Genomic DNA, 412 nt, shown 5'->3' on the forward strand with positions numbered 1-412 from the left:
ACACCCGAAGTCGGTGAGGTAACCTTTTGGAGCCAACCGCCGAAGGTGGGACAGATGATTGGGGTGAAGTCGTAACAAGGTAGCCGTATCGGAAGGTGCGGCTGGATCACCTCCTTTCTAAGGAATAATATGGAACGCCGACTAAGAGCGCCACGTCCTGTGGCAACGTCGGCATGACTCACATCGTGTGAGCCTAGAATGTTCTTGGAACATTCTACAAAAAGACGTTTCGTTTCGTTCAGTTTTGAGAGTTCAAACTCTCATCTATCACATGAAGTTGATAGAAACCAGTAGTGTTGTTCTTTGAAAACCAGATAAAATAAGAAGATATAACAAACCGAGAAGCATCACCTTATGGATGATTCCATAAGATAAACCTTTTTAATGTTGAATAAAAAGAAGCAAGAAGTTC

At 43.0% G+C, this 412-nt stretch carries 1 rRNA gene; it reads left to right on the top strand.

The features are described from left to right. Positions 1–117 (top strand): 16S ribosomal RNA (locus KI375_RS27075); the annotation flags it as partial. Between the last annotated feature and the right edge of the window lie 295 nt (positions 118–412).

The sequence above is a fragment of the Bacillus sp. J14TS2 genome, from assembly GCF_018333015.1.
Classification (GTDB): Bacteria; Bacillota; Bacilli; order Bacillales; family Bacillaceae_C; genus Lederbergia.